The following is a 22,787-nucleotide window of genomic DNA, read 5'->3' on the forward strand; positions in this document are numbered from 1 at the left end:
GATCGCCCCGATCGCCATGGAAGAAGGTCTGCGCTTCGCTATCCGCGAAGGTGGCCGTACCGTCGGCGCCGGCGTTGTGGCAAAGATCCTCGACTAAGTATTAGTCGAACTGGCGAACGCGGCATCAACCGGCCGCGTTCGTTCGCCAGCGGGGTTGGCAATGCCGACCCAAAGTTGTTCTAGGGGTATAGCTCAACTGGCAGAGCGTCGGTCTCCAAAACCGAAGGTTGGGGGTTCGATTCCCTCTGCCCCTGCCAAATCAATCAGCCGCGTCGCGAGGGGTAATCGTGACGCGGCTTAGTCTCGTTTGCGAAACATGGCCAATCCCAATGTCGAAACCGTAGGCGCCTCGAGCGGCAAGTGGCTGCTCGGCGTGGCGGTGCTCTTGGTGGTTGCCGGGGTCATCGGCTTCTACGCGCTCGCGCAGCAGCCCTCGTATGTACGAGGTGCCGCGCTCTTCGCCGGTATCGCAGCTGGCGTGGTTGTCGCGCTGCTGTCGGCGCCGGGCAAGGACTTCGTGGGATTCGCTCGTGAATCGTATCGGGAAGTTCGCAAGGTCGTCTGGCCGACGCGCAAGGAAGCCGGTCAGATGACCGGCCTTGTGTTCGTCTTCGTCGTCATCATGGCGCTGTTCCTGTGGTCGGCTGACAAGCTCATCGAGTGGGTGATTTTCTCCCTCGTGCTGGGCTGGAAATAAGAGGTAGCACATGACGGATAACGCTCAGCAGGAAACCACGGCCGCGGAATCGCCTTCGTCGAAGAAGCGCTGGTATGTGGTGCACGCCTACTCCGGTATGGAGAAGAGCGTGCAGCGCGCGCTGCAGGAGCGCATCGAGCGCGCCGAGATGCAGGACAAGTTTGGCCGCATCCTGGTGCCTTCGGAAGAAGTCGTCGAGATCAAGGGCGGCCACAAATCTGTGACCGAGCGTCGTTTCTTCCCTGGCTATGTGCTGGTGGAAATGGAAATGACCGACGAGACTTGGCACCTGGTGAAGAACACCAGCAAGGTGACTGGCTTCGTGGGCGGTGCGCGTAATCGCCCGAGCCCGATTTCCCAGCGGGAAGTCGACAAGATCATGACCCAGATGCAGGAAGGGGTCGAGAAGCCGCGTCCCAAGACGCTGTTTGAAGTGGGCGAAATGGTGCGCGTCAAGGACGGCCCGTTCACTGACTTCAACGGCAACGTCGAGGAAGTGAACTACGAAAAGTCGCGCCTGCGCGTGTCGGTCACGATCTTCGGACGCGCAACGCCGGTCGAACTCGAGTTCGGTCAGGTCGAGAAGGTTTAAGCATTTTTGGCTGCTGGCGTCGCAAGACAGGCAGCAGCCAGGATAGGGTGCCCGCAAGGTGTGCCCAAGAGGAGCGTGAGGTTGTGCCGATTGGCATGGCGATAGCGCGTTACGACTCAACAGGATCTGATTCCAAAGGAACGGATCCGGATTGGAGTAAAGATGGCCAAGAAGATTATTGGCTTTATCAAGCTGCAAATCCCGGCTGGTAAGGCAAATCCCTCCCCGCCCGTTGGTCCCGCACTGGGTCAGCGTGGTCTGAACATCATGGAGTTCTGCAAGGCGTTCAACGCGCAGACTCAGGGCATGGAGCCTGGTCTGCCGGTGCCGGTGGTGATTACCGCCTTCGCTGACAAGAGCTTCACCTTCGTGATGAAGTCGCCGCCGGCGACCGTGCTGATCAAGAAGGCAGCAGGCATCACCAAGGGTTCGCCGAAGCCCCATACCGACAAGGTTGGCAAGATCACCCGCGCCCAGGCTGAAGAGATCGCCAAGGCCAAGAACGCTGACCTCACCGCTGCTGACCTCGACGCCGCCGTGCGTACGATCGCTGGTTCGGCCCGTTCGATGGGCATCACCGTGGAGGGTCTGTAAATGGCTAAGGTTTCCAAGCGCGTCGCCGCCAACAAGGCGAAGATCGAGCGTACCAAGTTCTACCCGATCGACGAGGCCCTGAGCCTGGTCAAGAGCTGCGCTTCGGCAAAGTTCGACGAGTCGATCGACGTGGCCGTGCAACTGGGCATCGACGCCAAGAAGTCGGACCAGGTCGTGCGTGGTTCCGTGGTGCTGCCGGCTGGTACCGGCAAGTCGGTTCGCGTTGCCGTGTTCGCCCAGGGTGAAAAGGCTGAAGCCGCCAAGGCCGCCGGTGCTGACGTGGTCGGCATGGAAGACCTGGCCGAGCAAGTCAAGGCCGGTAACCTGGACTTCGACATCGTGATCGCTTCGCCGGACACGATGCGTATCGTTGGTACGCTGGGTCAGATCCTCGGCCCGCGTGGGCTGATGCCGAACCCGAAGGTTGGCACCGTGACGCCGGACGTAGCCCAGGCTGTGAAGAACGCCAAGGCTGGTCAGGTTCAGTTCCGTGTCGACAAGGCCGGTATCATCCACGCCACCATCGGTCGTCGCTCGTTCGAAGACACCGCGCTGAAGAGCAACCTGAGCGCCCTGCTGGACGCACTGGTCAAGGCTAAGCCGGCTACGAGCAAGGGTGTCTACCTGCGCAAGATCGCTGTGTCGTCCACGATGGGCGTTGGCGTTCGCGTCGAACAGACTTCGCTGTCGGCCTGAGCTGACGGCAATCACTTGACCGGAACCCGATAACACCGGTCAGGGCAGGAATTGAAGATCTCGGCATCGCCGGGATCGTCTCCCGAGCCGAGGGGCAAAGGAGCATGGCTTTGGGCAGTGGCGCCCGTTGCGCGGAATGCGCGGCAGGTGCTGCTGGTTATCAAAGACCGCTGGTGTTCACACTGCAGCATTTCGGCAGCGTGGACTTAATCGGTCGGCACTTGCGGGGCACGCCCCGATGTGAGCCGGCCCGCCAGCGCAGATGGCGCACCCGAAGGGATTGATGAAGCTGGGCATGGCCCGGCCGATTCGGGCCAATCGGACGCCGTTCGTTTGGACTGATGTGTCTGTATCAGGTTCACCTGGTGTAGTCGCATCGTTTTGGAGCTTAACCGTGCCACTCAATATTGAAGATAAGAAGGCCGTCGTAGCTGAGGTTTCGGCGCAAGTCGCCAAGGCTCAGACCATCGTCGTGGCCGAATATCGCGGCATCACGGTTGGCGATCTGACCAAGCTGCGTGCTACCGCTCGTACGCAAGGCGTGTACCTGCGTGTTCTGAAGAACACGCTGGCCCGCCGTGCTGTCGAAGGTACGCCGTTTGCAGGCCTCGCAGAGCAAATGACCGGTCCGCTGATCTACGGTATTTCCGAAGATGCAGTGTCGTCGGCCAAGGTTCTGAACGACTTTGCCAAGACCAACGACAAGCTGGTCCTGCGCGCAGGGTCGTACAACGGCAACGTTCTCGATGCTGGCGCCGTCAAGGCCCTGGCTTCGATCCCGAGCCGTGACGAACTGATCGCTCAGCTGCTTGGCGTGATGCAGGCGCCGGTGTCGGGCTTTGCCCGTCTGCTGGCTGCAGTTGCCGCCAAGAAGGCAGAAGGTGCTCCCGCGGAAGCGGAAGCCCCGGCCGCCTGAGCCGTCGCATAGACAGATCGCATTACCGATCCCGAATCAAATCTAGTAGGAGTAATCCAAATGGCAATCACTAAAGACGACATCCTGGAAGCCGTTGGCGCGATGTCCGTGATGGAACTGAACGACCTGGTCAAGGCGTTCGAAGAGAAGTTTGGCGTGTCGGCTGCTGCCATGGCTGTGGCTGCTGCCCCGGGCGCTGGCGGTGCTGCCGCTGCTGAAGAAAAGACCGAGTTCAACGTGATTCTGGCCGAAGTCGGCTCGAACAAGGTTGGCGTGATCAAGGCCGTGCGCGAAATCACCGGTCTGGGTCTGAAGGAAGCCAAGGACCTGGTCGATGGCGCACCGAAGCCCGTCAAGGAAGGCGTGGACAAGGCTACCGCCGACGACGCGAAGAAGAAGCTGGAAGACGCTGGCGCCAAGGTCGACGTCAAGTAAGTGGTACCACGCGTGCCCCCGGGCACGCGGATGGGGCTGGCAAAGGGAAATTCCCGGCGCCAGCCTTTTTGCGCTTCTGTGGGGTGTGTTGGATGATTCACCCGGGCGGCGCAAAGACGCGCGAAGTACGCGGAAATGTGCGGCAAGATATGCTTGGCACGCGACAATCGTTCGCTGCCTCAGCAGAAGCCAAACATCAGTGGCACACTAGGTGGTTGCTGATGTTTGTCTTCTGAACCGACTGCAGAAGACAAGTTTGGTCGGGTGTCCCCCGGGCGAGTACAGGCATTGCGCCGTGCAATGACCACACCGCCCGCAGCGTGCGGGCACCGTCAGCCAGAGGTTGGTAGCGGCCAACCGCCAAATCCCCTCCCAGTCGCTGAACACCTCAGGAGTTGGCCAGGTCCAGCCAGCCCTGCGATGATTCGGAGATCCCATGGCGTACAGCTTCACCGAAAAGAAGCGCATTCGCAAATCCTTTGCGAAGCGTGCGACGGTTCATCAGGTTCCATTCCTGCTTGCCACACAGATTGAATCCTACACCCAGTTTTTGCAAGCGGAAACGCCGCCCGCGCGTCGCAAGAGCGAGGGGCTGCAGGCCGCTTTCAACGCGATTTTCCCCATCTCCTCCCATAACGGGCTTGCCCGTATGGAGTTTGTCTCGTATCACCTGTCCAACCCGCCGTTCGACGTCAAGGAATGCCAGCAGCGTGGCCTGACGTTCCACTCGGCGCTGCGCGCAAAGGTTCGCCTGATCATCAACGATCGCGAGAACCCGGGCAAGGTGAAGGAAGTGAAGGAGCAGGAAGTTTACATGGGCGAAATTCCGCTCATGACTTCGACCGGCTCCTTCGTCATCAACGGCACCGAGCGTGTCATCGTCAGCCAGCTGCACCGTTCGCCGGGCGTGTTCTTCGAGCACGACAAGGGCAAGACGCACAGCTCGGGCAAGCTGCTGTTCTCGGCACGGATTATTCCGTACCGTGGCTCGTGGCTCGACTTCGAATTCGATCCGAAGGACATCCTGTACTTCCGCGTCGACCGCCGCCGCAAGATGCCGGTGACGATCCTGCTGAAGTCGATCGGCCTGACGCCGGAACAGATCCTGGCGCACTTCTTCGTGTTCGACAATTTCACGCTGCAGAGCGAAGGCGCGCAACTCGAGTTCGTGCCCGAGCGTCTGCGCGGCGAAGTCGCGCGCTTCGACATCGTCGACAAGAACGGTCGCGTGGTCGTCGAGAAGGACAAGCGGATCAACGCCAAGCACATCCGTGATCTGGACTCCGCCGGTACCAAGCTGATCAGCGTGCCGGAAGACTACCTGCTGGGTCGCGTCCTGGCCAAGAACATCATTGATCCGGACACCGGTGAAGTGATCGCCAACGCCAACGACGAGCTGACCGAGACGCTGCTGGAAAACCTGCGCGAAGCGGGCGTCAAGGACATCCAGACGCTGTACACGAACGACCTGGACCAGGGTCCGTACATCTCGCAAACGCTGCGTGCGGACGACACCGCGGACCAGACGGCCGCGCGTATCGCCATCTACCGCATGATGCGCCCGGGCGAGCCGCCCACCGAAGACGCCGTGGAAGCGCTGTTCCAGCGCCTGTTCTACAGCGAGGAATCGTACGATCTGTCGCGCGTTGGCCGCATGAAGGTCAACAGCCGTCTGTCGCGCCCGAGCGGCGAAGGCAGCATGGTGCTGCAGGACGAGGACATCCTCGAGACGATCAAGATCCTGGTGAACCTGCGTAACGGCAAGGGTGAAGTCGATGATATCGACCACCTGGGCAACCGTCGTGTGCGTTGCGTCGGCGAACTGGCAGAGAACCAGTTCCGTGCCGGCCTGTCGCGCGTGGAGCGCGCCGTCAAGGAGCGTCTGGGCCAGGCCGAGACCGAGAACTTGATGCCGCACGACCTGATCAACTCGAAGCCGATTTCGTCGGCGATTCGCGAGTTCTTCGGTTCGTCGCAGCTGTCGCAGTTCATGGACCAGACCAACCCGCTGTCGGAAATCACCCACAAGCGCCGTGTTTCGGCTCTTGGCCCGGGCGGTCTGACGCGCGAGCGCGCCGGCTTTGAAGTCCGAGACGTGCACCCGACCCACTATGGTCGCGTGTGCCCGATCGAAACGCCGGAAGGCCCGAACATTGGTCTGATCAACTCGCTGGCACTGTACGCCCGCCTGAACGAGTACGGCTTCCTGGAAACGCCGTACCGCAAGGTGGAAAACAGCAAGCTGACCGACCAGGTGGATTACCTGTCGGCCATCGAGGAAGGCAAGTACGTGGTGGCGCAGGCCAACGCGACCGTTGACGCCGAAGGCAACCTCATCGACGAACTGGTGTCGGCGCGTGAAGGTTCCGAGCGTGAAACGCGTATGGTCACGCCGGACCGCGTTCAGTACATCGACGTGGCGCCGTCGCAGATCGTGTCGGCCGCTGCATCGCTGGTGCCGTTCCTGGAACACGATGACGCGAACCGTGCACTGATGGGCGCGAACATGCAGCGTCAGGCTGTGCCTTGCCTGCGTCCGGACAAGCCGCTGGTTGGTACCGGCATCGAGCGTACCGTGGCCGTTGACTCGGGCACGGCCGTTCAGGCAACGCGTGGTGGCGTGGTGGATTACGTCGACGCAATGCGTGTGGTGATTCGCGTGAACGACGACGAAGCCGTGGCCGGTGAAGTCGGCGTGGACATCTACAACCTGATCAAGTACACGCGTTCGAACCAGAACACCAACATCAACCAGCGTCCGATGGTGAAGGTTGGCGATATCGTTGCCCGTGGCGACGTGATCGCCGACGGCGCATCGACCGACCTGGGCGAGCTGGCGCTGGGCCAGAACATGCTGGTCGCGTTCATGCCGTGGAACGGCTACAACTTCGAGGATTCGATCCTGATCTCGGAGCGTGTGGTTGCCGAAGACCGCTATACCTCGATCCACATCGAGGAACTGTCGGTCGTCGCCCGCGACACGAAGCTCGGACCTGAAGAAATCACGCGCGACATCTCGAACCTGGCCGAAGCGCAACTGGCGCGTCTGGACGAGTCGGGCATCACGTACATCGGCGCGGAAGTCGAAGCCGGCGACGTGCTGGTGGGCAAGGTCACGCCGAAGGGCGAAACCCAGCTCACGCCGGAAGAGAAGCTGCTGCGCGCGATCTTCGGCGAGAAGGCTTCGGACGTGAAGGACACGTCGCTGCGCGTGCCGTCGGGCATGAGCGGTATCGTGATCGACGTGCAGGTCTTCACGCGTGAAGGCGTGACGCGCGACAAGCGCGCCCAATCGATCATCGACGACGAACTGAAGCGCTACCGTCTGGACCTGAACGACCAGCTCCGTATCGTGGAAGGCGACGCGTTCCAGCGTCTGGAGCGCATGCTGCTCGACAAGACCGTCAACGGCGGTCCGAAGAAGCTGGCGAAGGGTGCCAAGCTGACCCGCGAGTACCTGGCCGACCTGGACAAGTACCACTGGTTCGACATCCGTCCGGCCGACGAGGAAGTGGCTGCCCAGCTCGAAGCGGTGAAGGAAGCCATCGAGCAAAAGCGTCACGAGTTCGACCTGGCCTTCGAAGAGAAGCGCAAGAAGCTGACGCAGGGCGACGAATTGCCGCCGGGCGTGATCAAGATGGTCAAGGTGTACCTGGCCGTCAAGCGTCGCCTGCAGCCTGGCGACAAGATGGCAGGCCGTCACGGTAACAAGGGTGTCGTGTCGAAGATCGTTCCGATCGAAGACATGCCGTACATGGCCGACGGCACGCCGGCGGATATCGTGCTGAACCCGCTGGGCGTGCCTTCGCGGATGAACGTGGGTCAGATTCTGGAAACCCACCTGGGCTGGGCCGCTCGCGGTCTGGGCCAGCGTATCGGCGACATGCTCAAGGCTTCGGCCAAGGCGCAGGAACTCCGTCCGCTGCTCGCGCAGATCTACAACGAGAGTGGCAAGGCCGAAGACCTGGATAGCCTGAGCGACGCCGAAGTGCTGGAACTGGCGGGCAACCTGAAGAAGGGTGTTCCGTTCGCCACGCCGGTGTTCGATGGCGCGCACGAAGCGGAAATCCGCCGGATGCTCGACCTGGCCTACCCGGACGATATCGCGAAGGAACGCGGCCTGACGGCATCGAAGCAGCAGGTCACGCTGCACGATGGCCGTACCGGCGAAGCGTTCGAGCGTCCGGTCACGCTGGGTGTGATGCACATGCTGAAGCTGCACCACTTGGTCGACGACAAGATGCACGCCCGTTCCACCGGCCCGTACTCGCTGGTGACGCAGCAGCCGCTGGGCGGTAAGGCCCAGTTCGGTGGCCAGCGTTTCGGTGAGATGGAAGTGTGGGCACTGGAAGCCTACGGCGCATCGTACGTGCTGCAGGAAATGCTGACGGTTAAGTCTGATGACGTGAACGGCCGTACGAAGGTGTACGAGAACATCGTCAAGGGCGAGCACTCGATCGACGCCGGCATGCCGGAATCGTTCAACGTGCTGGTGAAGGAAATCCGCTCGCTGGGTATCGACATCGACCTGGATCGCTACTGATCCGGACGACGAGGGTGCCGGCCGAGGCCGGCGCCCACCAGTGAGTGGTTTCCCACAGAATTGAATGCTGCTGCTCCGGACGAATTCCGGACCGGCGGCGAAACAAGGAGTTGCAATGAAAGCATTGCTCGATCTCTTTAAGCAGGTTCAGCAGGAAGAGCAGTTCGACGCGATCAAGATCGGCTTGGCCTCGCCCGAGAAGATCCGTTCGTGGTCGTACGGTGAAGTGAAGAAGCCGGAAACGATCAACTACCGTACGTTCAAGCCGGAACGCGACGGCCTGTTCTGCGCCAAGATCTTTGGCCCGATCAAGGACTACGAGTGCCTGTGCGGCAAGTACAAGCGCCTGAAGCACCGTGGCGTGATCTGCGAGAAGTGCGGCGTGGAAGTGACGCTGGCCAAGGTGCGCCGCGAGCGCATGGGCCACATCGAACTGGCTGCTCCGACCGCTCACATCTGGTTCCTGAAGTCGCTGCCGTCGCGTCTGGGCATGGTGCTCGACATGACGCTGCGCGACATCGAACGCGTGCTGTACTTCGAAGCGTTCGTGGTGCTGGAACCCGGCATGACTCCGCTCAAGAAGAGCCAGATCATGTCGGAAGACGATTACATCGCGAAGTGCGATGAATACGGCGAAGGCGAATTTGTGGCGATGATGGGTGCCGAGGGCATCCGTGAACTGCTGCGCGGCATCGACATCGAGAAGCAGATCGAACAGATCCGCGCCGAGCTGCAGGCCACCGGTTCCGAAGCCAAGATCAAGAAGTTCGCCAAGCGCCTGAAGGTGCTCGAGGCGTTCCAGCGCTCGGGCATCAAGCCCGAGTGGATGATCCTGGAAGTGCTGCCGGTGCTGCCGCCCGAACTGCGTCCGCTGGTTCCGCTCGATGGCGGCCGTTTCGCCACGTCGGACCTGAACGACCTGTATCGCCGCGTCATCAACCGTAACAACCGTCTGAAGCGCCTGCTGGAGCTGAAGGCCCCTGAAATCATCGTGCGCAACGAAAAGCGCATGCTGCAGGAGGCCGTCGACTCGCTGCTGGACAACGGCCGCCGCGGTAAGGCGATGACCGGTGCCAACAAGCGTCCGCTGAAGTCGCTGGCCGAAATGATCAAGGGTAAGGGCGGTCGTTTCCGTCAGAACCTGCTGGGCAAGCGCGTGGACTACTCGGGCCGTTCGGTCATCGTGGTGGGCCCGACGCTGAAGCTGCATCAGTGCGGTCTGCCCAAGCTGATGGCGCTCGAGCTGTTCAAGCCGTTCATCTTCCACAAGCTGGAAACGATGGGCATCGCCACGACGATCAAGGCTGCCAAGAAGGAAGTGGAAAGCCAGACGCCGGTGGTGTGGGACATCCTGGAAGAGGTGATCCGCGAGCATCCGGTGATGCTGAACCGCGCGCCGACGCTGCACCGTCTGGGCATCCAGGCGTTCGAGCCGGTGCTGATCGAAGGCAAGGCAATCCAGCTCCACCCGCTGGTCTGCGCCGCGTTCAACGCCGACTTCGACGGTGACCAGATGGCCGTTCACGTGCCGCTGTCGCTGGAAGCCCAGATGGAAGCCCGCACGCTGATGCTGGCGTCGAACAACGTGCTGTTCCCGGCCAACGGCGATCCGTCGATCGTGCCGTCGCAAGACGTGGTGCTGGGTCTGTACTACACGACCCGCGACAAGATCAACGGCAAGGGTGAAGGCATGACCTTCGCTGATATCAGCGAAGTCATCCGCGCCTACGAGAACAAGGAAGTCGAGCTCGCATCGCGCGTGAACGTCCGTATCACCGAGTACGAAGTGGTGAACAAGGACGCCGACGGCGACGCACGTTTCGCACCCAAGATCACGCTGCAGGCCACCACGGTCGGCCGCTCGATCCTGTCCGAGATCCTGCCGAAGGGCCTGCCGTTCTCGGTGCTGAACAAGCCGCTGAAGAAGAAGGAAATCTCGCGCCTGATCAACACCGCGTTCCGTAAGTGCGGTCTGCGCGAAACTGTGATCTTCGCTGACAAGCTGCTGCAGTCGGGCTTCCGCCTGGCTACGCGCGCCGGTATCTCGATCGCGATCGACGACATGCTGGTGCCGCCGCAGAAGGAGAAAATCATCTCCGACGCAGCCGCCAAGGTGAAGGAATACGACAAGCAGTACATGTCGGGTCTGGTCACGGACCAGGAGCGTTACAACAACGTCGTGGACATCTGGGGTGCCGCTGGTGACCAGGTGGGCAAGGCGATGATGGAGCAGCTCCAGCACGAAGACGTGGTCGACCGCACCGGCGCGACGGTCAAGCAGGAATCGTTCAACTCGATCTACATGATGGCGGACTCGGGTGCTCGCGGTAGCGCGGCCCAGATTCGTCAGCTGGCCGGTATGCGTGGCCTGATGGCCAAGCCGGACGGCTCGATCATTGAAACGCCGATTACGGCGAACTTCCGTGAAGGCCTGAACGTTCTGCAGTACTTCATCTCGACCCACGGTGCACGTAAGGGTCTGGCGGATACGGCACTGAAGACCGCGAACTCGGGTTACCTGACCCGTCGTCTGGTCGACGTGACGCAGGATCTGGTGGTGGTGGAAGACGATTGCGGTACCTCCAACGGCGTGGCCATGAAGGCCCTGGTCGAAGGCGGTGAAGTGATCGAAGCCCTGCGCGACCGTATCCTGGGCCGTGTGACCGTGGCTGACGTGGTGAATCCTGAAACCCAGGAAACCGCGATCGAGACCGGCACGCTGCTGGACGAAGACCTGGTCGAGCTGATCGACGCCATCGGCGTGGACGAAGTGAAGGTGCGTACTCCGCTGTCGTGCGATACGCGCTACGGCCTGTGCGGCAAGTGCTATGGCCGTGACCTCGGCCGCGGTGTGCTGGTGAACTCCGGCGAAGCGGTGGGTGTGATCGCTGCACAGTCGATCGGTGAGCCGGGTACCCAGCTGACCATGCGTACGTTCCACATCGGTGGTGCGGCATCGCGTGCGGCAGTGGCATCGAGCGTGGAAGCGAAGGCAACCGGTACCGTGCGTTTCACGGCGACCATGCGTTACGTTACCAACACGAAGGGCGAGCTGATCGTCATTTCGCGTTCGGGCGAAGCGCTGATCACCGACGACCACGGCCGCGAGCGCGAGCGCCACAAGATCCCTTACGGCGCTACGCTGCTCGTGCAAGACGGCCAGGCCATCAAGGCTGGTACGCAGCTGGCCACGTGGGACGCCCTGACGCGCCCGATCGTGTCGGAGTACACCGGCACGACCAAGTTCGAGAACGTCGAAGAGGGTGTGACCGTCGCCAAGCAGATGGACGAAGTCACCGGCCTGTCGACCCTCGTGGTGATCGACGCCAAGCGCCGCACGGCTGCCACCAAGGGTCTGCGCCCGCAGGTGAAGCTGCTCGACGCGAACAACCAGGAAGTGAAGATCCCGGGCACGGACCACTCCGTGACCATCGGCTTCCAGGTGGGCGCACTGATTACCGTGAAGGACGGCCAGCAGGTGCACGTGGGTGAAGTGCTCGCACGTATCCCGACCGAGTCGCAGAAGACCCGTGACATTACCGGTGGTCTGCCGCGAGTGGCTGAGCTGTTCGAAGCACGTTCGCCGAAGGACGCCGCCGTGCTGGCGGAAGTCACCGGTACCGTGTCGTTCGGCAAGGACACCAAGGGCAAGCAGCGCCTGGTGATTACGGACCTGGACGGCAACGCCCACGAGTTCCTGATCGCCAAGGAAAAGCAGGTGCTGGTGCACGACGGCCAGGTGGTGAACAAGGGCGAAATGATCGTGGAAGGTCCGGCGGATCCGCACGACATCCTGCGCCTGAAGGGCATCGAAGAGCTGGCGCACTACATCGTGGACGAAGTGCAGGACGTTTACCGTCTGCAGGGCGTGAAGATCAACGACAAGCACATCGAAGTGATTGTTCGTCAGATGCTGCGCCGCGTGCAGATCGCCGATGTGGGCGACACCAAGTTCATCCCGGGTGAACAGGTGGAGCGTTCGGAACTGCTCGACGAGAACGATCGTGTGATCGCCGACGGCAAGCGTCCGGCTACGCACGAGAACCTGCTGCTGGGTATTACGAAGGCGTCGCTGTCGACCGACAGCTTCATCTCGGCTGCATCGTTCCAGGAAACGACGCGCGTGCTGACCGAGGCCGCGATCATGGGCAAGACCGACGACCTGCGTGGTCTGAAGGAAAACGTGATCGTGGGTCGTCTGATCCCGGCCGGTACCGGCCTGGCCTACCACCGTGCCCGCAAGGCACGCGAGGCTGCCGAGCGCGAACGCGCCCAGGCGATCAGCGACGAAGAGCAATCGCTCTTCATCGAGCCGCCGGTGGTGCAAGCGACCGAAGGCGAGGGCGACGCAGTCTGATCGGCATCACGCCAAGCAGTACAGCGGTATAGAAAACCCGGCTCATCCGAGCCGGGTTTTTTTTGCTTCCGCGTTTCCGTGCGGGCCGGAAATTTGCGTGACGTCAGGAAATCGATTGACGATGGGCGCTATGGTTGGCCGGAACGATTCTCATCACGGCAACCAAAACCCATGCAGCCTCCATTTCCCGTTTCTCGTATTTCGCCAAGCCATCGAATTGTCCGTGGACTTGCAATTGCCGGGAGCCTGATGCTGGCTTCGACGCAGGCGGCAGCCGACGAGGCCTTATGGCTCGATCTGTTGGCCAGCCAGCCGGGCGCCATGGTGGAGGGCCATCGCCGTCAGCGGTTCGAGGAACACTATGATTGCCTTTCCGGCCGTGGCAACGCACGCCTTTGCGAACGGCTCGAGGATCAGGCGCGCCAAGGCCAGATGGATGTGCTGCGTCAGAGTGCATCGCCGGCCCCGCTAACTCCGCCGGTTGACCCGGACGAATTCCAGCGGCAAGACATACCGTTGCCGGGGAGACGCTAACTGCAGCCGTACCCACGGCAGTCGTTCCCTAACCCGCCAACCGTACCCATCACCTTTCAGTTTCCATCCCCTGCGCGCCGTCACTCGACGGAACAGACTTCAATTGTTGCTGCGCGATTGCGTGGGGTACTTGGAGTCTGGTCCATGTTCGGAAGAACGATGTTGTTTGTCACGTTGACCGGTGTGTCGTCGGCCATCTCGGCCATGACCGCCGAGGAGATAAAGCGCGCCGACGCGCTCTATCAGGCCAACTGTGCAGTGTGTCACTCGGCAAGCCGGGGCGGGTATGTGGGGCCCGCCTTGCACAAGGACCGCCTTGTGCAGAGCGAGGCTGCGTTGCGTGGCACGATCATGACCGGTATCCCCGATACGCTGATGCCACCATTCCACTCGCGCCTGCCCGATGCGGACATTCATTTGCTGGCGGAGTACATCCATTCGCAGCCGGTTAGCAAGCCAGAATGGTCGATGAAGCAGGCCCAGGACAGCCTGGAAGTGCTGATCGACGAGAAGACGCTCCCGTCGAAGCCGACTTACAAGATCGACTCGGTCTACGACCTGATGGTGGTCATGGCACGCGGACGCTATGGCCGGGGAACGGGGTCCGATAACGCCAAGACGGTCTTCCTCGACGGCAAGACCAATCAGGTTGTCGGCGAGATTGCCACACCGATCGCGCCGCACATCATGGAGTTCAGCCCGGTCAATGAACGATGGGCGTGGCTCAAGAGCGACGATGGCTACGTCTACAAGATCGACCTTTACTCGCTCAAGGTTGTACGCAAGATCAAGACGGGTTTAACGGGGCCGGGCATTGCCGTGTCGAACGACGGCAAATGGCTGGCCGCCAGTTCATTCGTGCCAAACCTCGTCATGATCCTGAAGGCGGATACGCTCGAACCCGTGAAGCACCTTCGGTTGGAGGGCACGGACCCGGACGGCAAGTTCATTCAGTCGGCAGGCGGGCCGGTAATCGGCAGCCGGATTAACAACAAGTTCGCGCTGACTCTGCGCCAGGCGGGGCAGATCTGGATCGTGGACCCGGATCGAGAGGGGATGCCCGTCACCAAGCTCGAGAAGGTCGGACGCATGTTGCACGATACGTTCCTGACGCCAGATGGGCGATATTCGATGGTGGCCTCGTATGACGACAACAAGATCGTCGCCATCGATCTCAAGGAAGACAAGGTGGTTCGCGATATTCCAGCGGGCTGCCAGCCGCACGTCGGATCTGGCGCGGTGACGCCGATCGGCGGCCGAATGCTGGCTTTTGGTACCAACATCGGCAAGTGCGACAAGGGCGATGTGGTGACAGTCTGGGACACCAAGGATTTCTCGGTTGTGAAGAACATCCGCGTGGCCGGCCCGACCGAATCGCCGGCAGCCCATCCTGATGCGCCGTATGTCGCGGTCGATATCGTCAGCAAGGACAAGAGGGCGTCACAGATCCAGCTTATTGACAAGCAGAAGCTTGAAGTCGTGCGCACGCTCGAAGCCGGTGGCCATGCGTTCTTCCCGGAGTACACGCGTGATGGCAAGTATCTGTACGTGAGCGCGGGCTACTACGGAGACCGGATTCGCATCTACGACAGCAAGACACTGGAGTTGGTCGCCGAACACAAGATGGAAAGCCCGGCAGGCATCTTCTCGCGTGCCCGGACGCAATGGATCACCGTGGGCCTGCCGCCCACTCGCAAGAACTGATGGAGGAGTGACGCGATGACCGATTTTCGTTTGAACCGTAGCGCCGTCACGCTTGCATTGGTGCTGTTCTCGGTAGGCGTGCACGCCGAGACACCGAAGCTTGACGAGAAGGTGAAGGCAATCCTGCCGCTGTGTGCCTCTTGCCATGGCATCGATGGCATCAGCAGCGTTGGGCTGTACCCGAACCTATCGGGGCAGAAGCCGGAATACCTGGCCAAGCAGTTGCATGATTTCAAGGCTGGGCGCCGCAACGACCCTGTGATGCGGCCAATGGCCGAACCGCTGGACGATGCCGCGATCGATGCATTGTCGCGCTACTTCAGCAAGGTGAAGCCACCGAAGTGATGGGTCGTGCGGTGGCGGGCTCCGCCACCGCACGCCTGAAGCGGGCAGTCAGCACGGATTTGAGCAGGCTCATGGCTTCGCCGATTTGCCTGGTCGTCAACGAGGCATAGCCAAACAGCACGACCCGATCGGTCTTCTCCGATGCATTCCCGCAGGCGGCTTCCGGCAGCGGGTAAAAGCGGATGCCGTTGGCCAGTGCGCACTGAACGATCTCGTCAGCGGGTGGGCTGTCGGTCGGGAGGTGCAAGGCCAGGTGCATTCCGGTACTTGCCCCGCTGATCTGGCAATCGTCACCCCAGATACTGCGCAGGCCGGCCAGCAAGGCGTCGCGCTGGGCGCGATATCTCCGGCGCAGTTTGTAGAGATGGCGGCTGTAGTCCCCATACTCAAACAGACGCGCAAGCACTGCCTGCTCCAGCCACGGGCACCCATGATTCAGCAGTGCTTTTCGACGCGCTATTGCGTCGGCGAGCCTTGGGGGGCAGACCATGAAACCAAGACGGAGCCCTGGACCCAGCACTTTCGAGAAGGTACCCACATAAACGACGCGTGTGGGATCGAGTGCGGCCAGTGGCGGGAGCAGCGCGCTGTCATAGGCGAAGTCTCCGTCATAGTCATCCTCGATCACGAAGGCGCCGACGCGTGCTGCCCACGCCAGCAACTCGCGCCGCCGGTCGAGCGACATCGTGTAGCCGAGCGGGTACTGGTGCGATGGCGTGGTATAGGCCAGTTGCACTGGTGCTTCCGGCAGGGCATGGGTGCATAGCCCTTGCGCGTCGACGGGGATGGTGACCTGAACGGCATTCCCCAATCGCGGCAGGTTGCAGAAGCCCGCATAGCCCGGGGATTCCATCACGACGCGGCTGCCGTGGCGGATGAAGTGCGTGGCAAGGAGGTGGAGTGCTTCCTGCACGCCGGCGACGACGATGATCTGGCCTGGATCTACGGCCAGCGCACGTGTCGCGGCCAAGTAATCCGCGATCTGCACCCGCAGCCCCCACAGGCCTTCAGCGGGCGTGTACTCCGTCATGGCATGCCCCATATGGCGCAGCAACGGGTTTGCCAGCTTCGCCCAACGACGCGCCGGGAAAGCATCCGGCGCGGGGCGCCCGATCTTGAAGTCGAAGCGTACAGGCGACGGCGGCGGCGCGGTGTGAACGCCGGGGGTAGCGATGTCCGCGCCGGATCCGGCGAACTGGTGCGCGGATGTGGCAATCCCCGATGTTTCCACGCCGGGTGACGGCAGCGAAGACATTCGCGGCGTATCGGTAGCGACGAAGAATCCTCGGCCCGGCTCTCCACGCAGCAGACCGGCATCGGTCAGGCATTCATATGCGCCAACCACGGTATTGCGCGAAACGCGCAACATCGCCATCAGAGCGGCAATCGAAGGGAGTCGATCTCCAGGTTGCAGGCACCCGGAGACGATCAGCCATTCGATCTGTCGCATGATCTGCCGCTTGTACGGCTCGGTGCCGTCCCGGGTGATGGAGATCGGCAGGGCAAAGGAATGGGTTTGCATCTTCCGTGGGGTTCGCTGAACCGTTGCTCGCGTCACAGAATGCGCGGCTTCGAATCATCCTAGGCCTGACGGGAAGTGCGATGGTTGTGCTGAGGCAAGGTGAGCCGGGATGCGTCGGATTGAGGCAACGCGGTTGTCGGCCGTTGAAGTCTTCACGACATTGACACGGACACATACAGGTGAGCCGGGCCTTAGTGGTATGGTTACGCCTTTCCTGGCTTTCCGAATCCCGCTGTCCCATGTCGCGCGCCCTGGCGATCCTCAAAGAAGTCTTCGGCTACCACGCATTCCGCGGCCGGCAGGGCGAAATCATCGACCACGTGGCCGAAGGCGGTGATTGCCTGGTGCTGATGCCGACCGGTGGCGGCAAGTCGCTCTGCTACCAGATTCCCGCGCTGCTCCGGCAGCAGGCAGGCCACGGCGTGGGTATCGTCGTATCGCCACTGATTGCGCTGATGCAGGATCAGGTCGCCGCACTGACGGAGGCGGGGGTTCGCGCCGCAGTGCTCAACTCGACGCTGAGCAGCAGCGAGGCATCGGCAGTCGAGCGGGACCTGCTGGCGGGGCGGCTGGATATCCTCTATGTGGCGCCGGAGCGGCTGATGACGCCGCGGTTCCTCGATCTGCTCGAGCGGACGCGCGTGGGTCTCTTTGCGATTGACGAAGCGCATTGCGTATCGCAATGGGGACATGACTTCCGGCCCGAGTACATCCAGTTGTCGGTCCTGCACGAGCGCTTTCCGCGTGTTCCGCGTATTGCCTTGACGGCCACGGCCGATGCATTGACGCGCCAGGAGATTGTCGAGCGTCTGGCGCTGGACGAGGCGAGCGTCTTCATCTCAAGCTTCGACCGCCCCAATATCCGCTATCGGATCATCGAAAAGGACAACGCCCGGCAGCAGTTGCTCGCGTTCATCAAGGCAGAGCACATGAACACGACTGGCGGGCACGACAGCGGCATCGTCTACTGCCTGTCGCGCAAGAAGGTCGAGGATACCGCAGCGTGGCTGTCCAGCCACGGCATCAACGCGCTGGGCTATCACGCCGGCATGGACTCCCAGATTCGCCAGACGCACCAGGCCCGATTCCGCGTGGAAGAGGGGATCGTGATGGTAGCCACCATCGCTTTCGGCATGGGTATCGACAAGCCGGACGTACGCTTTGTGGCGCACCTGGACCTGCCCAAGAGCATGGAAGGGTACTACCAGGAAACCGGACGCGCGGGGCGCGACGGCCTGCCCGCCAATGCATGGATGGCATACGGGCTGGGCGATGTAGTGCAGCAGAAGCGCATGATCGACGAGTCGGAAGCGGACGAGGCGCACAAGCGCGTCTCGTCGTCCAAGCTCGATGCCTTGCTGGGTTTGTGTGAAACCGCCGGCTGCCGGCGTGTGCGCATCCTGGCGTATTTCGACGAGACGGCCGAGCCCTGTGGAAATTGCGACACCTGCCTGGAGCCACCTTCCACTTGGGATGGGACGCGCGAGGCCCAGATGGCGCTGTCGTGCGTCTACCGTATCGCGCAGGCGAGCCGCGTCTATTTTGGCGCCACGCATCTGATCGACGTGCTGCGTGGCAATGCCAACGAGAAGATCCGGCAATGGGGGCATGACAAGGTGTCGACTTTCGGCATCGGCAAGGATCGCTCGGTATCCGAATGGCACGCGATCTTCCGTCAGTTGATCGCGCACGGCCTGCTGGTCATCGATCACGGTGGACACGGAGCGTTGCTGCTAGGCGATTCGGCGCGTGCCGTGCTCAAGGGTGAGGAATTGATCACCCTGCGCCGCCAGGTCAGCAAGCCGGGCAAGTCCGGCGACCGTGGCGCGCGCGGGGCGAGGATCGACCATACGGCGACGATGGATGCCGACATGCTGGCCAACTGGGAAGCGCTGCGCGGCTGGCGGACCACCACGGCGCGCGAGCATGGCGTGCCCGCCTATGTGATCTTCCATGACGCCACGCTGGCGGAACTGGCGCGCAGCGCACCCGAGTCGCTTGATGAGCTGGCGGAAGTGCCCGGAATCGGTGCGTCGAAACTCGAACGCTACGGCGAGGAAATCCTCGAAATCCTGCGCGCGGTCTGAGCGTGAGGGCGCCCGGGGGATCTTCGGGTATACCGCTTGACCATTGCCAGCCGGCCTGCTAGAGTGCCAGATTCGAGTTTTTGGCTTTGGATTTCGCTCGTCTGTCGGATATGTGGATTTCGGTTCGCAACCAGGCAAGGCGACAGCGGGATCCTGGCGAGCTCGCGCTCTTTGGCAAGTCTGTCACTTCACAGCCCTTCCTCCAGAGCGTTCGCTCACCTTTCCCGTCCGAAACCCGTAGTTGCCCCTCATGTCGTCCGCTGGCAGAGGGGTGTTTTTGTAAAAACCAAGCTGGATTGAACAATGCCAACTATCAACCAACTGGTTCGCAAGCCGCGTGTCTCTGAAGTCATCAAGAGCAAGAGCCCAGCGCTTGAGAACTGCCCGCAGCGTCGCGGCGTGTGCACCCGCGTGTACACCACGACGCCGAAGAAGCCGAACTCGGCACTGCGTAAGGTCGCCAAGGTGCGCCTGACCAACGGTTTCGAAGTCATTTCGTACATCGGCGGTGAAGGCCACAACCTGCAGGAACACTCGGTCGTGCTGATTCGCGGCGGCCGTGTGAAGGACTTGCCGGGTGTGCGTTACCACATCGTCCGTGGCTCGCTGGATCTGCAAGGCGTGAAGGACCGCCGGCAGGCCCGTTCGAAGTACGGTGCGAAGCGTCCGAAGGCTGCCTAAGCTTCTACGCAAGCAATACCCGACAGAGCTGTGGCGCGAGTCATGGAGCTGTCACCAGGCGGCGGTACAACGGAGCGTTTTTGTGCGCCGTGCCGTCGAGTAAGTGGTCACCCGGCGAATTTGCCCATTAAACGAATGGCAAGCTAGTTGGTGACCGGAGAGCGGGAACAAGCAAGACCGCTTCTCAACTGAATCTAAAGGAAAAAAGATGCCACGTCGTCGTGAAGTCCCCAAGCGGGACATTCTGCCTGATCCGAAGTTCGGTAACGTTGAAGTTGCCAAGTTCATGAACGTGCTGATGCTGGACGGCAAGAAGTCGGTTGCCGAACGTATCGTGTACGGCGCGTTCGACCAGATCGAAAAGAAGGCAGGCAAAGCCCCCATCGAAGTGTTCTCCGTTGCGATCAACAACGTGAAGCCGGTGGTGGAAGTGAAGAGCCGTCGCGTGGGCGGCGCCAACTATCAGGTTCCGGTCGAAGTCCGTCCGTCGCGTCGTTTGGCATTGGCGATGCGTTGGCTGCGCGAGGCCGCGAAAAAACGCAGCGAGAAGTCGATGGCGCTGCGCCTGGCAGGTGAACTGCTTGAAGCTGCAGAGGGCCGTGGTGGCGCGATGAAGAAGCGCGACGAAGTGCACCGCATGGCCGAAGCCAACAAGGCGTTCTCGCACTTCCGCTTCTAAAGCGCGCGAGAAACATTGTTGGTTGCCGGGCGGGCTGTGTTTTTACACATCTCGCCCGTTTGTGTTAAGGGCGCAGACCATGAGATTTCTGCGCCTCATGGACGAATAGAGGATTAAAGTGGCTCGTAAGACTCCTATTGAGCGCTACCGTAACATCGGTATTTCGGCTCACATTGACGCGGGTAAAACCACCACGACCGAGCGGATCCTGTTCTACACCGGTGTGAACCACAAGATCGGTGAAGTGCATGATGGCGCGGCCACCATGGACTGGATGGAGCAGGAGCAGGAGCGCGGCATCACCATCACGTCTGCTGCGACCACCGCCTTCTGGAAGGGCATGGGCGGCAACTACCCCGAGCACCGCTTCAACATCATCGACACCCCGGGCCACGTGGACTTCACCATTGAGGTGGAGCGCTCCATGCGCGTGCTGGATGGCGCCTGCATGGTCTACTGCGCAGTGGGTGGCGTGCAGCCCCAGTCGGAAACCGTCTGGCGTCAGGCCAACAAGTATGGCGTGCCGCGTCTGGCGTTCGTCAACAAGATGGACCGTACCGGCGCGAACTTCTTCAAGGTCTACGACCAGCTGAAGACCCGCCTGAAGGCCAACCCGGTGCCCGTCGTGGTGCCGATCGGCGCTGAAGACGGCTTCCAGGGCGTTGTCGACCTGCTGGAAATGAAGGCGATCGTCTGGGACGAAGCCAGCCAGGGCGTTAAGTTCGAGTACCAGGACATCCCGGCCGAACTGCAAGCTACCGCTGACGAATGGCGCGAGAAGATGGTTGAGTCCGCCGCCGAAGCCAGCGAAGAGCTGATGGAAAAGTACCTGGGTGGCGAAGAGCTGACCCGCGCCGAGATCGTGAAGGCGCTGCGTGACCGTACCATCGCCTGCGAAATCCAGCCGATGCTGTGCGGCACCGCGTTCAAGAACAAGGGCGTGCAGCGTATGCTCGACGCCGTGATCGACTTCCTGCCGTCGCCGGTTGATATTCCGCCGGTCAAGGGCGTGGACGAAAGCGACGACGAGAAGAAGCTCGAGCGCAAGGCTGACGACAACGAGAAGTTCTCGGCGCTGGCGTTCAAGATCATGACCGACCCGTTCGTTGGTCAGCTGATCTTCTTCCGCGTGTACTCGGGCAAGATCAATTCGGGCGACACCGTGTACAACCCGGTGAAGCAGAAGAAGGAGCGTCTGGGCCGTATTCTGCAGATGCACGCCAACCAGCGCGAAGAAATCAAGGAAGTGCTGGCCGGTGACATCGCCGCCGCGGTGGGCCTGAAGGACGCCACCACGGGTGACACGCTGTGCGACCCCGCTGCCCCGATCGTGCTCGAGCGCATGGTGTTCCCGGAGCCGGTGATCTCGCAGGCTGTCGAGCCGAAGACCAAGGCTGACCAGGAAAAGATGGGCATCGCCCTGAACCGCCTGGCCGCTGAAGATCCGTCGTTCCGCGTGCGTACCGATGAAGAATCGGGCCAGACCATCATTTCGGGCATGGGCGAGCTCCACCTCGAAATTCTGGTCGACCGCATGAAGCGCGAATTCGGCGTGGAAGCCAACATCGGCGCGCCGCAGGTTGCCTACCGCGAAACCATTCGCAAGAAGGCCGAGGACGTCGAAGGCAAGTTCGTCAAGCAGTCGGGCGGCCGCGGCCAGTACGGTCACGCCGTGATCACGCTGGAACCGCAAGAGCCGGGCAAGGGCTTCGAATTCATCGACGCCATCAAGGGCGGTGTGATTCCTCGCGAATACATCCCGGCGGTCGAGAAGGGTATCGTCGACACGCTGCCGGCCGGTATCCTGGCTGGCTTCCCGGTGGTGGACGTGAAGGTCACGCTGACGTTCGGTTCGTACCACGATGTGGACTCGAACGAAAACGCGTTCCGCATGGCCGGCTCGATGGCTTTCAAGGAAGCCATGCGCAAGGCCAGCCCGGTTCTGCTCGAGCCGATGATGGCCGTGGAAGTGGAAACGCCGGAAGACTACACGGGTACCGTGATGGGCGACTTGTCGTCCCGCCGCGGCATCGTGCAGGGCATGGACGACATGGTGGGCGGCGGCAAGATCATCAAGGCCGAAGTCCCGCTGTCGGAAATGTTCGGTTACTCGACCGCGCTGCGTTCGGCCACGCAAGGCCGCGCCACGTACACCATGGAATTCAAGCACTACGCTGAGGCACCGAAGAACATCGCCGAAGCTGTGATGACGGCCAAGGGCAAGCAATAAAACGCTGTACCGCCACGCATGATCTGCGTGGCGGTGTAAAGAATCGAATCAGACTGTATTCCATTAGGAGCTGAAACATGGCAAAGGAAAAGTTCGAGCGGACCAAGCCGCACGTGAACGTAGGTACGATTGGTCACGTTGACCACGGCAAGACGACGCTGACGGCAGCGATTGC

Annotated in this window: 17 protein-coding genes, 1 tRNA gene and 1 pseudogene; 18 read left to right on the forward strand and 1 reads right to left on the reverse strand. The window is 61.5% G+C overall.

The genetic code is table 11. From position 1 onward, the window contains the following. From RN01_RS33555 to RN01_RS30585, 13 genes and pseudogenes are all read left to right on the forward strand, one after another. Nucleotides 1-97 (forward strand): annotated as a pseudogene (locus RN01_RS33555) (elongation factor Tu); the annotation flags it as partial. Nucleotides 98-181: 84 nt separating this feature from the next. Beyond that, nucleotides 182-257, forward strand: a tRNA-Trp gene (locus RN01_RS30530). Between the two features lie 59 nt (nt 258-316). Further along, nucleotides 317-697, forward strand: coding sequence for a preprotein translocase subunit SecE (secE, locus tag RN01_RS30535; RefSeq protein WP_008649200.1), 381 nt, complete (start codon nt 317-319; stop codon nt 695-697). A 10-nt stretch (nt 698-707) separates the two neighbouring features. After that, complete coding sequence (gene nusG, locus RN01_RS30540) at nt 708-1,289, forward strand: transcription termination/antitermination protein NusG (RefSeq protein ID WP_017511590.1); 582 nt, start codon at nt 708-710, stop codon at nt 1,287-1,289. A gap of 162 nt (nt 1,290-1,451) precedes the next feature. Next, nucleotides 1,452-1,883 (forward strand): 50S ribosomal protein L11, encoded by a 432-nt coding sequence (gene rplK, locus RN01_RS30545; RefSeq protein WP_010810467.1) that lies wholly within the window; start codon nt 1,452-1,454, stop codon nt 1,881-1,883. Then, a complete protein-coding gene (gene rplA, locus RN01_RS30550) occupies nt 1,884-2,579 on the forward strand; it encodes a 50S ribosomal protein L1 (protein WP_011517782.1) in 696 nt (231 codons plus the stop codon). 394 nt (nt 2,580-2,973) lie between these two features. Then, a complete protein-coding gene (rplJ, locus tag RN01_RS30555; protein ID WP_008649194.1) occupies nt 2,974-3,495 on the forward strand; it encodes a 50S ribosomal protein L10 in 522 nt (173 codons plus the stop codon). Between the two features lie 60 nt (nt 3,496-3,555). Then, nucleotides 3,556-3,930, forward strand: a complete 375-nt coding sequence (gene rplL / locus RN01_RS30560; RefSeq protein WP_008649193.1) for a 50S ribosomal protein L7/L12 — start codon at nt 3,556-3,558, stop codon at nt 3,928-3,930. Nucleotides 3,931-4,366: 436 nt separating this feature from the next. After that, nucleotides 4,367-8,473, forward strand: coding sequence for a DNA-directed RNA polymerase subunit beta (gene rpoB / locus RN01_RS30565; protein WP_008649192.1), 4,107 nt, complete (start codon nt 4,367-4,369; stop codon nt 8,471-8,473). 115 nt (nt 8,474-8,588) lie between these two features. Continuing rightward, nucleotides 8,589-12,830: a DNA-directed RNA polymerase subunit beta' gene (rpoC, locus tag RN01_RS30570; RefSeq protein WP_011517781.1), complete on the forward strand. Its 4,242-nt coding sequence runs from the start codon at nt 8,589-8,591 to the stop codon at nt 12,828-12,830. Nucleotides 12,831-13,079: 249 nt separating this feature from the next. After that, nucleotides 13,080-13,364: a hypothetical protein gene (locus RN01_RS30575; protein WP_017511591.1), complete on the forward strand. Its 285-nt coding sequence runs from the start codon at nt 13,080-13,082 to the stop codon at nt 13,362-13,364. 144 nt (nt 13,365-13,508) lie between these two features. Further along, nucleotides 13,509-15,068 carry a nitrite reductase gene (locus tag RN01_RS30580; RefSeq protein ID WP_024570588.1) on the forward strand — a complete coding sequence of 520 codons (1,560 nt, stop codon included), beginning with the start codon at nt 13,509-13,511 and terminating at the stop codon, nt 15,066-15,068. Nucleotides 15,069-15,083: 15 nt separating this feature from the next. Beyond that, nucleotides 15,084-15,413, forward strand: coding sequence for a cytochrome c (locus tag RN01_RS30585; protein WP_008649187.1), 330 nt, complete (start codon nt 15,084-15,086; stop codon nt 15,411-15,413). On the opposite strand, the gene RN01_RS30590 is transcribed toward RN01_RS30585, so the two are convergent. Then, nucleotides 15,388-16,935, reverse strand: a complete 1,548-nt coding sequence (locus RN01_RS30590; protein ID WP_017511593.1) for a PLP-dependent aminotransferase family protein — start codon at nt 16,933-16,935, stop codon at nt 15,388-15,390. The genes RN01_RS30585 and RN01_RS30590 overlap by 26 nt on opposite strands. 239 nt (nt 16,936-17,174) lie before the next feature. On the opposite strand from RN01_RS30590, the gene recQ reads away from it, so the two are divergent. The 5 genes from recQ to RN01_RS30615 all read left to right on the forward strand — a co-directional run. Then, on the forward strand, nt 17,175-19,022 hold the full coding sequence (gene recQ / locus RN01_RS30595; protein WP_024570587.1) for a DNA helicase RecQ: 1,848 nt from the start codon (nt 17,175-17,177) through the stop codon (nt 19,020-19,022). Between the two features lie 303 nt (nt 19,023-19,325). Then, entirely contained in the window at nt 19,326-19,703 is a 378-nt protein-coding gene (rpsL, locus tag RN01_RS30600) for a 30S ribosomal protein S12 (RefSeq protein WP_008649178.1), read from the forward strand. Between the two features lie 208 nt (nt 19,704-19,911). Next, nucleotides 19,912-20,382: a 30S ribosomal protein S7 gene (gene rpsG / locus RN01_RS30605; RefSeq protein WP_011517776.1), complete on the forward strand. Its 471-nt coding sequence runs from the start codon at nt 19,912-19,914 to the stop codon at nt 20,380-20,382. 118 nt (nt 20,383-20,500) lie between these two features. Next, nucleotides 20,501-22,612, forward strand: coding sequence for an elongation factor G (fusA, locus tag RN01_RS30610; RefSeq protein ID WP_011517775.1), 2,112 nt, complete (start codon nt 20,501-20,503; stop codon nt 22,610-22,612). Between the two features lie 77 nt (nt 22,613-22,689). Then, the coding region (locus RN01_RS30615; protein ID WP_039016828.1) for a GTP-binding protein at nt 22,690-22,787 on the forward strand (98 nt) is incomplete at its 3' end.

This window comes from Cupriavidus sp. SHE, from assembly GCF_000812445.1.
GTDB classification, from domain to species: Bacteria; Pseudomonadota; Gammaproteobacteria; order Burkholderiales; family Burkholderiaceae; genus Cupriavidus; species Cupriavidus metallidurans.